Origin of the sequence: Pseudomonas sp. TYF_14 (assembly GCF_043105275.1) — a bacterium.
Taxonomy (GTDB): Bacteria; Pseudomonadota; Gammaproteobacteria; order Pseudomonadales; family Pseudomonadaceae; genus Aquipseudomonas; species Aquipseudomonas alloputida.
The window spans coordinates 42,009-54,293 of sequence record NZ_JBICLK010000007.1; the positions used below are offsets into that span (position 1 = coordinate 42,009).

At 63.6% G+C, this 12,285-nt stretch carries 11 protein-coding genes; 4 read left to right on the top strand and 7 right to left on the bottom strand.

Going from position 1 to position 12,285, the window contains the following annotated elements:
- Positions 1-31: 31 nt before the first annotated feature.
- Entirely contained in the window at positions 32-1,522 is a 1,491-nt protein-coding gene (locus ACF8O8_RS02665) for an NCS1 family nucleobase:cation symporter-1 (RefSeq protein ID WP_010954833.1), read from the bottom strand.
- Positions 1,523-1,865: 343 nt separating this feature from the next.
- Between ACF8O8_RS02665 and hydA the strand changes: the two genes are divergently transcribed.
- The 3 genes from hydA (at position 1,866) to preA (ending at position 6,083) form a co-directional block, all read left to right on the top strand.
- Positions 1,866-3,305 (top strand): dihydropyrimidinase, encoded by a 1,440-nt coding sequence (hydA, locus tag ACF8O8_RS02670; protein ID WP_049588266.1) that lies wholly within the window; start codon positions 1,866-1,868, stop codon positions 3,303-3,305.
- Between the two features lie 135 nt (positions 3,306-3,440).
- A complete protein-coding gene (locus ACF8O8_RS02675; protein WP_010954834.1) occupies positions 3,441-4,808 on the top strand; it encodes an NAD(P)-dependent oxidoreductase in 1,368 nt (455 codons plus the stop codon).
- Entirely contained in the window at positions 4,809-6,083 is a 1,275-nt protein-coding gene (preA, locus tag ACF8O8_RS02680) for an NAD-dependent dihydropyrimidine dehydrogenase subunit PreA (RefSeq protein WP_100774388.1), read from the top strand.
- Positions 6,084-6,215: 132 nt separating this feature from the next.
- Here preA and ACF8O8_RS02685 read toward each other — a convergent pair whose 3' ends face one another.
- The 5 genes from ACF8O8_RS02685 to gnd all read right to left on the bottom strand — a co-directional run bounded on the left by ACF8O8_RS02685 (position 6,216) and on the right by gnd (position 11,606).
- Positions 6,216-6,836, bottom strand: coding sequence for a TetR/AcrR family transcriptional regulator (locus ACF8O8_RS02685; RefSeq protein WP_274146539.1), 621 nt, complete (start codon positions 6,834-6,836; stop codon positions 6,216-6,218).
- On the bottom strand, positions 6,836-7,192 hold the full coding sequence (locus ACF8O8_RS02690; protein ID WP_003251273.1) for a VOC family protein: 357 nt from the start codon (positions 7,190-7,192) through the stop codon (positions 6,836-6,838). The genes ACF8O8_RS02685 and ACF8O8_RS02690 overlap by 1 nt, the downstream gene beginning before the upstream one ends.
- A gap of 66 nt (positions 7,193-7,258) precedes the next feature.
- A complete protein-coding gene (locus tag ACF8O8_RS02695) occupies positions 7,259-9,055 on the bottom strand; it encodes a glycoside hydrolase family 15 protein (RefSeq protein ID WP_392509196.1) in 1,797 nt (598 codons plus the stop codon).
- Between the two features lie 65 nt (positions 9,056-9,120).
- Positions 9,121-10,626 (bottom strand): glucose-6-phosphate dehydrogenase, encoded by a 1,506-nt coding sequence (zwf, locus tag ACF8O8_RS02700; protein ID WP_350298081.1) that lies wholly within the window; start codon positions 10,624-10,626, stop codon positions 9,121-9,123.
- The gene (gene gnd / locus ACF8O8_RS02705) at positions 10,623-11,606 is read right to left on the bottom strand and encodes a phosphogluconate dehydrogenase (NAD(+)-dependent, decarboxylating) (protein ID WP_010954838.1); all 984 of its coding nucleotides are present in this window, start codon (positions 11,604-11,606) and stop codon (positions 10,623-10,625) included. Before gnd ends, zwf begins: the two co-directional genes overlap by 4 nt.
- Before the next feature lie 202 nt (positions 11,607-11,808).
- Here gnd and ACF8O8_RS02710 point away from each other — a divergent pair, with 202 nt between their 5' ends.
- Positions 11,809-11,976, top strand: a complete 168-nt coding sequence (locus tag ACF8O8_RS02710) for a DUF6026 family protein (protein ID WP_392509197.1) — start codon at positions 11,809-11,811, stop codon at positions 11,974-11,976.
- A gap of 42 nt (positions 11,977-12,018) precedes the next feature.
- On the opposite strand, the gene ACF8O8_RS02715 is transcribed toward ACF8O8_RS02710, so the two are convergent.
- A complete protein-coding gene (locus ACF8O8_RS02715) occupies positions 12,019-12,276 on the bottom strand; it encodes a PAAR domain-containing protein (RefSeq protein WP_049588262.1) in 258 nt (85 codons plus the stop codon).
- Between the last annotated feature and the right edge of the window lie 9 nt (positions 12,277-12,285).

Below are 12,285 nucleotides of genomic sequence, written 5' to 3' on the forward strand. Positions count from 1 at the left end.
TCTTATTGTTTGTACGGGCCTCTTCGAGGCCTCAAGGCAAGGGTTTGGCCAACCGCACCGGGTTGCGTGCCGCCAAACCGCCAAGCGCGGCGTACAGTGCACCGCCCAGCAACGAGCCGGTGAACCAGCCATAGTCGTAGAACCAGCTGAAACTGCTGTTGCCAATCGCCATTACCGTCAGCCCTACTGGCAAGGCGAAGGCGGCAAAACCGGCCCAGTTCCAAGCGGGATACACGTCGTCGCGGTATAGCCCGGCCAGGTCCAGCTTCTGCCGCCGGATCAGGAAGTAGTCCACCACCATGATGCCGGCAATAGGCCCCAACAAGCTGGAATAGCCCAGCAGCCAGTTGGAATACACGCTCTCCAGGCTAAGGTCGGAGACAATCAGGCCCAGTTTCTTCAGCAGTTCATGCCCCATCAGCGCCAGGCCGATAAAGCCGGTCAGCCATACCGCGCGGCTTCGGCCGATCAGGCGTGGGGCAATGTTCTGGAAGTCATTGGTAGGCGACACGATGTTCGCCGCGGTGTTGGTCGACAGCGTGGCGATCACGATCAGCGCCATGGCCAGGGCCACCCAGAACGGGCTTTGAATCTTGCCGATCAGGCTGACCGGGTCGGACACCGTCTCGCCCACCAGCGACGCCGAAGCGGCGGTCAGCACCACACCCAGCGCAGCGAACAGGAACATGGTCAGCGGCAGGCCGAAGATCTGCCCGAGAATCTGATCCTTCTGGCTGCGGGCGTAGCGGCTGAAGTCGGGAATGTTCAGCGACAGTGTGGCCCAGAAGCCCACCATGGCCGTAAGCCCGGCGCAGAAGTAACTGACCACGCTCGCCCCTTCCGGACGCTTGGGCGGCTGCGCCAACAGTTCGGTCATCGACATGTGCGGCAAGGCCCAGAACAGCAGACCGACGCCCACTGCCACCAGCAGCGGTGCCGACAGCGTTTCCAGCCACTTGATCGACTCGGCGCCGCGCAGCACCACCCACAGGTTCAGGCACCAGAAGATCATGAAGCCAATCACCTCGCCTGTCCCGCCCAGCGCCTTCCAGCCGTCGAACACCGAACCCAGGAACAGGTGAATGGCCAGCCCGCCAAACATGGTCTGGATACCGAACCAACCACAGGCCACCACCGCGCGGATCAGGCACGGTACGTTGGAGCCGAGGATGCCGAACGACGAACGCAGCAGCACCGGAAACGGGATGCCGTACTTGGTGCCGGGAAAGGCATTGAGGGTAAGCGGTATCAGCACGATTACGTTGGCCAGCAAAATCGCCAGCAGCGCTTCGCCAACGCTGAGGCCGAAGTAGGCGGTGAGCACGCCGCCGAGGGTGTAGGTGGGTACGCAGATGGACATGCCCACCCACAGGGCGGTGATGTGCCATTTGTTCCAGGTGCGCTGGTGCACCTTGGTCGGTGCTATGTCGGGGTTGTAGCGCGGGCTGTCGAGGACATCGCTGCCCTCGGACAGCTCGAACAGGCCATCTTGCTCGACCACTTCCGATCTGCTCTGTTGCATAGGCCCTTCTCCAGTTTTTCTTCTATTTTTTCGCTCATCAGGCTGATTCGATGACCGGAGTTCGCACGCGGAATTGTGCTTAGAAATCTCGACCAGATTTTCATCTTGTCAAGTTAGTCAAATACCAGGAAAACCCCGGCGCCCATTCGCGCGTTAATTTTTTCCTATTGATATCAACAACTTAAAAACCACAAATTTAATGGGAAAATTTTCTTGCTGAATCCAGAATCAGCATCTAGCCTCGAATCTTGTCAGGACTGACAGGATTGACCGCCCTGCCCGCCCTGCATCCATGACAATGCAAAGAACCGGCCAAGACCGGTCAGCCTGCGAGGAAAACGGCATGTCCCTGTTGATCCGTGGCGCCACCGTGGTTACCCACGAAGAGAGTTACCCCGCCGATGTCCTGTGTGCCGATGGCCTGATCCGTGCCATCGGGCAAAACCTCGAACCGCCCACCGACTGCGAGATCCTCGACGGCAGCGGCCAGTACCTGATGCCTGGGGGCATCGATCCGCACACCCACATGCAGTTGCCGTTCATGGGCACGGTGGCCAGCGAGGACTTCTTCAGCGGCACCGCTGCGGGCCTGGCTGGCGGCACCACCTCGATCATCGACTTCGTCATTCCCAACCCGCAGCAGTCGTTGCTGGAGGCCTTCCACACCTGGCGTGGCTGGGCGCAGAAAAGCGCCAGCGACTATGGCTTCCACGTCGCCATTACCTGGTGGAGCGAGCAGGTGGCCGAAGAGATGGGCGAGCTGGTGGCCAAGCACGGGGTGAACAGCTTCAAGCATTTCATGGCCTACAAGAATGCGATCATGGCCGCGGACGATACCCTGGTGGCCAGCTTCGAGCGTTGCCTGCAACTGGGCGCGGTGCCCACCGTGCATGCCGAAAACGGCGAGCTGGTGTACCACCTGCAGAAAAAGCTGCTCGCCCAGGGCATGACCGGGCCGGAAGCCCACCCGCTGTCGCGCCCCTCGCAGGTTGAAGGCGAAGCGGCCAGCCGCGCCATCCGCATTGCTGAAACCCTCGGCACGCCGTTGTACCTGGTGCACATTTCCAGCCGCGAGGCACTGGATGAAATCGCCTATGCCCGAGGCAAGGGCCAGCCGGTGTATGGCGAGGTGCTGCCCGGACATCTGCTGCTGGACGACAGTGTCTACCGTGACCCGGACTGGACCACCGCCGCCGGTTATGTGATGAGCCCGCCGTTCCGCCCACGCGAACACCAGGAGGCGCTGTGGCGCGGCTTGCAGTCGGGCAACCTGCACACCACCGCCACCGACCACTGCTGCTTCTGCGCCGAGCAGAAAGCCATGGGCCGCGACGACTTCAGCCGCATCCCCAACGGCACCGCCGGCATCGAAGACCGCATGGCAGTACTGTGGGATGCCGGGGTCAACAGCGGGCGTTTGTCGATGCACGAATTCGTCGCGCTGACCTCTACCAACACGGCGAAAATCTTCAACCTGTTCCCGCGCAAGGGCGCTATCCGCGTGGGTGCCGATGCCGACCTGGTACTGTGGGACCCGCAGGGCACCCGCACCATCTCCGCCAAAACCCACCACCAGCAGGTGGACTTCAACATTTTCGAAGGCCGCACCGTGCGCGGCATCCCAAGCCACACCATCAGCCAGGGCAAGGTGCTCTGGGCCGATGGCGACCTGCGCGCCGAGCCGGGCGCGGGGCGCTATGTGGAACGGCCGGCGTACCCGGCGGTGTATGAGGTGCTGGGGCGCCGGGCCGAGCATCAGCGGCCGATGCCTGTTCCGCGCTGAAGTCATTGGGGCTGCTGTGCAGCCCATCGCGACGCAAGGCCGCTCCCACAAGGACCGCGATCGCCTGTGGGAGCGGCCCCAGAATCGACCGCAATACCTGTCGCCTGCACCAAAAAAAATAGAGAGGCTACAACCGTGACGAACGCCCTGAACCATTTGCCGCGCCCCCGGGCCGGCGCCGACCAGTTGGCCGAGCGCTTCAGCGACCTGGCCCCACCCCTCACCGCGCGTCAGGCCGCCCTGGAAAGTGCACGCTGCCTGTACTGCTACGACGCCCCCTGCGTCAACGCTTGCCCCAGCGAAATCGATATCCCCTCGTTCATACACCGCATCAGTGACGAAAACCTGCAAGGCGCCGCCGAGCGCATTCTTTCGGCCAACATTCTGGGCGGTAGTTGCGCCCGCGTGTGCCCCACCGAAATCCTCTGCCAGCAAGCCTGCGTGCGCAACAACGCCCAGGAATGCGCGCCGGTGCTGATCGGCCAGCTGCAGCGTTACGCCCTGGACAACGCCCAGTTCAGCGCACACCCGTTCAAGCGCTCGGCAGCCACCGGCAAGCGTATCGCCGTGGTGGGCGCCGGCCCGGCAGGGCTGTCCTGCGCCCATCGCCTGGCCATGCACGGGCATGACGTGGTGGTGTTCGAGGCCTGCGACAAAGCCGGTGGCCTCAACGAGTACGGCATCGCCCGCTACAAGCTGGTAGACGACTATGCCCAGCGTGAAGTGGATTTCTTGTTGGGCATTGGCGGTATCGAAGTCCGCCATGGCCAGCGCCTGGGTGGCAACCTCAGCCTGGGCGAACTGCGCGATCAGTACGACGCGGTGTTCCTGGGCCTCGGCCTGAATGCCGTGCGCCAGCTAGGGCTGCCCGACGAGGAAGCCCCCGGTGTGGTCGCCGCCACCGAATACATCCGCGAGCTACGCCAGGCCGATGACCTGAGCCAGCTCCCGTTGGCCGACCGCTGCCTGGTGATCGGTGCTGGCAACACGGCCATCGACATGGCTGTGCAGATGAGCCGTCTGGGTGCCCGCGACGTCAACCTGGTGTACCGCCGTGGCCACGCCGACATGGGCGCTACCGGCCACGAGCAGGACATTGCCAAGGCCAACCAGGTACGCCTGCACACCTGGGCCCGCCCTGATGCCGTGCTGCTGGATGACGCCGGCAAGGTCCGCGGCATGCGCTTTGCCCGCACCGAGCTGGCGGAAGGCCGCCTGCGCGATACCGGCGAAACCTTCGAGCTGGCTGCGGACGCCATTTTCAAGGCCATTGGCCAACGCTTTGACGATGCCAGCCTCGGCGACCCGGTGGCTGCGCAACTGGCCCGCGAGGGTGAGCGCATCCGCGTTGACGAAAACCTGCAGACCAGCCTGCCGGGCGTGTACGCAGGCGGCGACTGCACCGCGCTGGGGCAGGACCTTACCGTGCAGGCCGTGCAACACGGCAAGCTGGCCGCCGAAGCCATCCATGCCCAACTCATGCTCAACGTGGAGGCAGCGTAAATGGCCGACTTGTCTATCGTATTTGCCGGCATCAAGGCACCCAACCCCTTCTGGCTGGCCTCCGCACCGCCAACCGACAAGGCCTACAACGTGGTCCGCGCCTTCGAGGCCGGCTGGGGCGGCGTGGTCTGGAAGACCCTGGGCGAAGACCCTGCGGCGGTCAACGTGTCGTCGCGCTACTCGGCGCACTATGGCCCCAACCGTCAGGTACAGGGGATCAACAATATCGAGTTGATCACCGACCGCTCTCTGGAAATCAACCTGCGTGAAATCACCCAGGTGAAGAAGGACTGGCCCGACCGCGCACTGATCGTGTCGCTGATGGTGCCGTGCATAGAGGAATCGTGGAAGTTCATCCTGCCGCTGGTGGAAGCCACGGGGGCCGATGGCATCGAGCTGAACTTCGGTTGCCCGCACGGTATGCCGGAGCGCGGCATGGGGGCAGCCGTCGGCCAGGTGCCGGAATATGTGGAAATGGTCACCCGCTGGTGCAAGACGTACTGCGCGCTGCCGGTGATCGTGAAGCTTACGCCGAACATCACCGATATCCGCCAGTCGGCCCGCGCCGCGCACCGGGGCGGGGCCGATGCCGTGTCGTTGATCAACACCATCAACTCCATCACCAGCGTCGACCTGGACCGCATGGTGGCCCACCCGATTGTCGGAGACCAGAGCACCCATGGCGGTTACTGCGGTTCGGCAGTGAAGCCGATTGCCTTGAACATGGTGGCGGAAATCGCCCGTGACCCGGAAACGCGGGGCTTGCCGATTTGTGGCATTGGCGGCATCGGCAACTGGCGTGACGCCGCCGAGTTCATGGCCCTGGGCAGTGGCGCCGTGCAGGTGTGCACAGCGGCGATGCTGCATGGCTTCCGTATCGTCGAGGACATGCAGGACGGCCTGGCACGCTGGATGGACCAGCATGGGCATCCCACTATCGAAGCGTTCCGCGGGCAGGCGGTGGGGCATACCACCGACTGGAAATACCTGGACATCAACTACAAGTCGGTCGCGCACATTGACCAGGAGGCGTGCATTGGTTGCGGGCGCTGCCACATTGCGTGCGAGGACACCTCGCACCAGGCGATTGCCAGCACGCTGAAGGCTGACGGCACGCATGCCTACAGTGTGATCGAAGAGGAATGCGTAGGCTGTAACCTGTGCCAGATCACCTGCCCGGTGGAAAACTGCATCGAAATGGAGGCACAGGATACCGGCAAGCCGTACCTGAACTGGACGCAGGATCCGCGTAATCCGTACCGCGAGGCCAGTTGAAGCAATGGGGCTGCCATGCAGCCCTTCGCGGGCTTGCCCGCTCCCACAGGTTCTGCGCTGTCCTCAGAAATGGCGCAGTCCTGCGGGAGCGGGCAAGCCCGCGAATGCCGCGCAGCGGCCTTCATCGCCGGTTCACGGCTCCAGCCCGATCCCCCGCAAGATCACGCTGGTCACGGTTTGCACGGCACTCTCGAACGCCATGTCCGACAGCACCTCGCCGCCGTTGAGCAACTGAACCTGGTAACCAAAGTCAGCATAGTGCTGGGTAGACGCCCAGATCATATACAGCAACGCCGAAGGCTCTACCGGCAGAATACGCCCCTCTTCCACCCAGCAGCGGATCTTGGCTTCTTTCATCTTCGCCCAGGGCACCAGGCTTTCGTCGAGGTTAACCCCCAGCACCGGCGCCCCGTGCAGCATCTCTTCGGCCCAGATCTTCGAGCCCAGCGGCCGCGAGCGCGAATGGCCCATCTTCGCCCGGATGTAGCTGGTCAGCACCACACGCGGGTCGTCGAAGTTCTCGAAGCACAGGGCGTCCTGCTTCCACACATCCAGCAGGTCCTGCAGCACCGCGCGGAACAGCTCGTCCTTGGTGCTGAAGTAATAATGCAGGTTGGAGCGTGGCAGCTCAGCCTGCTCGGCGATATCGCCCATGGAGGTGGCGCCGTAGCCCTTCTCGGCAAACACCTTTTCCGCCGCTTGCAGGATTTTTTCGATATTGCGTCGGCGGATTTCGATCTTGTGATTGGCCATCAGGCTTGGGCCGTCCACACCGCCAGCTCATAACCGTCAGGGTCGATGAAATGAAAGCGCCGCCCGCCGGGGAAGGCAAAGGTCGCCCGGCTGATTTTCGCCCCGGCAGCTTCGATCCGCTGCTGCGTGGCCTCCAGGTCGTCAGCGTACAGGATGACCAGCGGCCCGCCCGGGCGCACCGGCTCACCCGTGGTGAAGCCACCCGTCAACCGGCCATCGCTGAACTCGGTGTAGGTCGGCCCGTAGTCGGTGAACGCCCAGCCGAATACACTGCCATAGAAGGCCTTGCTCCGTGAGATGTCGCTGACATTGAACTCGATGTTGTCGATCTGCCGGTCAGTACCGCGAATGCCCATGTATGCTCCGTGCCGAAAGGGTTTGGCCTAGTCTACTCCGGTCAAGGCAGTCGCCCTACTCATTCGCTACCCACAACGCGCCCGGTCGCGCGCCGGGCACTGTGCGCGGTGCAGATTCAGCGCGGTGTTGATGATGCCTATCTGGCTGAAGGCCTGGGGGAAGTTGCCGAGCATGCGCTGGCCGGCCGGGTCGTACTGTTCGGCCAGCAGGCCGAGGTCGTTGCACAGGCCGGTCAGGTGTTGGTACAGCGCTTCGGCTTTGGCCTGGCGCCCCAGTAACACATAAACGTCAGCCAGCCAGAACGAACACACCAGGAAGGTGCCCTCTCCCGGCGTCAGGCCGTCGCTGCAGCTGTCACTGTCATAGCGCAGCAGCAGGCCGTTCTTCATCAGACGCTGTTCGATCTGTTCGAGGGTGCGCATGAAGCGTGGGTCATCCGCCGGCAGGAAGCCGGTCAGGGCGATCTGCAACAGGCTGGCGTCCATTTCGGTAGAACCATAGGCCTGGACGAAGAACCGGCCGCTGGGGTCGAGGCCGTGCTCGCACACGTCGCGGTGAATCTCGTCAGCCACCTGGCGATAATGCTGCCCACGCTCGCGGCCTTCTTCCGTGGTGTCGGCCAGCCCTGCGGCGCGGTCGAAGGCGACCCAGGCCATCACCTTGGAGTGCACGAACTGCTGCCGGCCGCCACGCACTTCCCAGATGCCTTCGTCCGGCTCGCGCCAGATACGTTCGACATAAGGCAATATCAAGCGCGAAATGGCGGCGCTGCGCGGGTGGCGGGGCAACCCGCCCTTGATCGCCTGGGTCATCGCATCGGCCAGTTCGCCATAGATGTCCAGTTGCCTCTGCGCCGAGGCGGCGTTACCCACCCGCACAGGCTGAGAATGCTCATAACCGGCCAGCCACGGCAAGGTGTACTCCTGCAGGTCGCGCTCGCCAGCCAGGCCATACATGATCTGCATCTGCTCAGGGTTACCGGCCACCGAGCGCAGCAGCCACTCGCGCCAGGCCTGGGCCTCGTCGAAGTAGCCAAGGTTCATGAAGGCCAGCAGGGTCATGGTCGCGTCGCGCAGCCAGCAGAAGCGGTAGTCCCAGTTGCGCTCGCCGCCCACACGCTCGGGCAGCGACGTGGTGACGGCAGCGACAATACCGCCGGTGGGAGCGTAGGTCATGGCCTTGAGGGTGAGCAGCGAGCGGCGCACCAGGGCGGTATACGGTCCTACCTGCGGGCAGCGGTCGGCGAAGGCCTGCCATTGCTCGCAACTGTTTGCCAGGGCTTGGTCGATGTTGCAGTCAGGCTGCACCGGCAAGTGCGAGGGCTGGTGACGCAGGCTGAAGACCTGGCGCTGGCCCGTGCTGACGCGAAAGCGGCAGCCAATATGGTGGTCGCGGGCTTGCGGGGGCACGGTGCTGCACAGGATCAGCCGGTCAGGGCCGGCGACGGCACTGAGGGTCAGTGGGTCGAGCCGTTCCACCCAGGGCACGCTGCGGCCGTAGTCGAAGCGCATGACCAGATCCATTTCGAAATGGGTTTCGCCAGACAAGCCTTCGACGATGCGCACCACCGAATTGACTTCGCCCAGGGGCATGAAGTCGAGCACCCGGGCACGACCGCTGGCGGTGACCCAAGTGGTTTCCAGCACCAGGGTGTCGCCCAGGTATTGGCGGCTGCTGTGCGTTACCGGGTCGCAAGGGGCCAGGCGCCAGCGGCCATTTTCTTCGTTGCCCAGCAGGGCCGCGAACACCGCGGGGGCGTCGAAGCGTGGCAGGCACAGCCAGTCCAGCGCGCCATCGCGGCTGACCAGCGCCGCACTGCGGCAGTTGCCCAGCAGGGCGTAGTCTTCGATTTGGGCAGGCATCGAGTCTCCTTTGTGTGGTTGCCTGTGCTTGCCCGCGAAAGGGCCGGTACAGGCTTGCAAACCTCTCACCCCAACCGGTGCCACTCCCGCTTGTCGCGGGTCAGCAATTCATTGCCGGCCTCAGGCCCATCTTCGCCAGCCGAGTACTCATGCACTTCGCCGCCCTGGGCCCAGGCATCGAGAAACGGCTGCACCGCTCGCCAGCCGTTTTCGATGTTGTCAGCCCGCTGGAACAGGGTCTGGTCACCGGTCAGGCAGTCATAGATCAGCGTCTCGTAGCCAGTGGCCGGGGTCATCTTGAAGAAGTCCTTGTAGGCAAAACCCAACTCGACATTCTCCATCACCAGCTCTGGCCCGGGCCGTTTGGCTTGCAGGTCGAACCACATGCCTTCATTGGGCTGGATCTGGATTTTCAGGTAGTTGGGTTTGGGCCGTTCCAGCTCCGACTCGCGAAACTGCGCATACGGTGCGGGCTTGAAGCAGATGGCAATCTCGGTGTCACGCACGCTCATGCGCTTGCCGGTGCGCAGGTAGAACGGCACGCCGGCCCAGCGCCAGTTGTCGATCATCACCTTCAGCGCCACGTAGGTCTCGGTCTGGCTATCCGGCGCGACGTTGGGCTCCTGCCGGTAGCCTGGCAACGGCTTGCGCCCCTGCTTGCCGGCGCTGTACTGGCCTCGTACGGAATTCTTCAGGGCCATTTTTGCCGACCATGGGCGAATAGCGCCGACCACCTTGGCCTTTTCACCGCGCACCGCATCGGCGCCGAACGCGGCCGGCGGCTCCATGGCCACCATCGCCAGCAACTGGAACAGGTGGTTGGGCACCATGTCGCGCAGGGCGCCGGTGCTGTCATAGAACGCACCACGGGTCTCGACACCGACGGTTTCCGCTGCGGTGATCTGCACGTGGTCGATGTAGTGATTGTTCCAGAACGATTCGAACAAGCCGTTGGAAAAGCGGCTGACCAGAATATTCTGCACCGTCTCTTTGCCCAGGTAATGGTCGATGCGGTAGATCTGCCGCTCGCCCATCACCTTCAGCAGGCAGGCGTTGAGCGCCTCGGCGCTGGCCAGGTCGGTGCCGAACGGTTTTTCAACCACCACCCGGCGAAAGCCGCCGGCAGACTCGTCCAGCAAGCCGGCCTGCCCCAGGCGCTGCGCCACCTCGGGGAAGAAGCGCGGCGACGTGGCCAGATAGAAAATGGCATTGCCGTGGCGGGTCTTGTCGATGCGCCTGGCCAGGGCCTGGTAGGTGGCCGGATCGAGAAAGTCGCCCGTCTGGTAATCCAGGCGCTTGGCCAGGCGGGCCCATAGCTTCTCGTCCAGGCACTTGGCGCTGCCCTCGCCGCCTTTGTCACGCTCGACCATGAACGCGTGCAGGCGCGCGGCGAAATCCTCGGCGCTGGCCGGGTTATGGTCAACGCCGACGATGCGCAGGTTACGGTCCAGCAAACCGTCACGGCTGAGGTTGTACAGCGCGGGCATCAGCAGGCGCTTGACCAGGTCGCCATTGGCGCCGAACAGGAACAGGGTACAAGGGGGGGCGGCCGCAAGGGTCTGTTTAGTCATTCGCCTTTCTTCTCGACGTGGCCACCGAAGCCCAGGCGCATGGCCGAGAGGATCTTGTCACCGTAGGTGCCCTGTTGCTGGCGCGAACGGAAGCGCGCGAACAGTGCGCTGGACAACACCGGCACCGGCACCGCCTGCTCGACGGCGGCGTCGATGGTCCAGCGGCCTTCGCCACTGTCGGACACCGAGCCACTGAATTGCGACAGCTGAGGGTCGGCCACCAGCGCATCGGCGGTGAGGTCGAGCAGCCACGAGGTCACCACGCTGCCGCGTCGCCACACTTCGGCAATTTCGGCTACGTTCAGGTCGAAGCGCTGGTCTTCGGGCAACTCGTTGCCGCCTTTGCTGCGCAGCAGGTCGAAGCCTTCGGCATAGGCCTGCATCAGGCCGTACTCGATGCCGTTATGCACCATTTTCACGTAGTGCCCGGCGCCCGGTGGGCCGGCATGGATGTAGCCGTGCTCGGCACGCTGGTGCTCGCCGCTGCGGCCATGGGTACGCGGGATGTCGCCCACGCCCGGCGCCAGCGCCTTGAACAGCGGTTCCAGGCGCTCGAACACGTCCTTTTCGCCGCCGATCATCATGCAGTAGCCGCGGTCCAGGCCCCACACGCCGCCGGAAGTCCCGACGTCCAGATAATGCAGGCCGCGCTTGGCCAGTTCTGCAGCGCGGCGCATGTCGTCCTTGTAGAAGGTGTTGCCGCCGTCGATGATCGCATCGCCCGGCTCCAGCATTTCGGCCAGCTGGGCGATGGTCTGCTCGGTGGCGTCACCAGCCGGCAGCATCACCCATACCGCGCGCGGCGCTTTCAGCTTTTGTACCAGTGCACCGAGGTCATGCGCACCCTGGGCGCCTTCGCCCTCCAGGCCGGTGATGGCATCACGGTTGCGGTCGTGCACCACGGTGCGGTGACCGGCGCGCATCAGGCGCCTTGCGATATTGCCGCCCATACGGCCCAGCCCGATGATTCCCAGTTGCATGAGCCAATGCTCCCTTTTCGAAATGGATGACGACAGTCCAGCTTTTCAGATTAGTCCAGCATGCCGCCCGAGGGTTCAGCGACGAACGGCAAGACCACAATAAACAAAAAAGTTCCCAAGCCCGGTGAAAGAATTCAGAATGCGCCCCGCGTGAAGCGTCTACGCTTTGACTTGTCACCAGCCAAAACCGCGAGGTGTGCTCATGGGTACATTGATGCCAGCAACCCCACCCCAGACCCTCTATGTCTCCGTGCGCCGTGATGAGCTGCGTAAACTTAAAGACGAACGTGACCAGCTGCGTCAGCAGGTCGCCCAGTTGAACCTGCTGTTGGCGCAAGCGCGCACCGATGGCAAGGCTGTCAGCATCTGATCTTGCCCATTCCCTGTGGGGGCTGAACCGCTCCCACTTCGCTTAATCGAGCAACCAACTGTTATCGCCATTTTCCAGGACGCCGCCATGACTGGTAGCATCGCCAACCCTGGCAAGCGGCTGTCCTTCATCCATCATCAGCGCCGAGCCGCTGGTGATCGCCGCCCCACAGCCGAGCCTGTCGCCAACCCTGGCGGCCGCCCTGCCGTTGACGAAGAACAGGCTGGAGCCGCTGCTGACGCTGGTGGGGCCGCACAATGGGCAATGGTGAGGGTGACCAAGCAGAACGATGGCAGGCATTGTCGCCAC

Excerpts from the sequence above, each read along its gene's own strand:
- preA (WP_100774388.1), top strand. The coding sequence starts at position 4,809 with ATGGCCGACTTGTCTATCGTATTTGCCGGCATCAAGGCACCCAACCCC.
- ACF8O8_RS02695 (WP_392509196.1), bottom strand. The coding sequence starts at position 9,055 with ATGCCTGCCCAAATCGAAGACTACGCCCTGCTGGGCAACTGCCGCAGT.
- ACF8O8_RS02665 (WP_010954833.1), bottom strand. The coding sequence starts at position 1,522 with ATGCAACAGAGCAGATCGGAAGTGGTCGAGCAAGATGGCCTGTTCGAG.
- gnd (WP_010954838.1), bottom strand. The coding sequence starts at position 11,606 with ATGCAACTGGGAATCATCGGGCTGGGCCGTATGGGCGGCAATATCGCA.
- ACF8O8_RS02710 (WP_392509197.1), top strand. The coding sequence starts at position 11,809 with ATGGGTACATTGATGCCAGCAACCCCACCCCAGACCCTCTATGTCTCC.
- ACF8O8_RS02690 (WP_003251273.1), bottom strand. The coding sequence starts at position 7,192 with ATGGGCATTCGCGGTACTGACCGGCAGATCGACAACATCGAGTTCAAT.
- ACF8O8_RS02715 (WP_049588262.1), bottom strand. The coding sequence starts at position 12,276 with ATGCCTGCCATCGTTCTGCTTGGTCACCCTCACCATTGCCCATTGTGC.
- zwf (WP_350298081.1), bottom strand. The coding sequence starts at position 10,626 with ATGACTAAACAGACCCTTGCGGCCGCCCCCCCTTGTACCCTGTTCCTG.
- hydA (WP_049588266.1), top strand. The coding sequence starts at position 1,866 with ATGTCCCTGTTGATCCGTGGCGCCACCGTGGTTACCCACGAAGAGAGT.
- ACF8O8_RS02685 (WP_274146539.1), bottom strand. The coding sequence starts at position 6,836 with ATGGCCAATCACAAGATCGAAATCCGCCGACGCAATATCGAAAAAATC.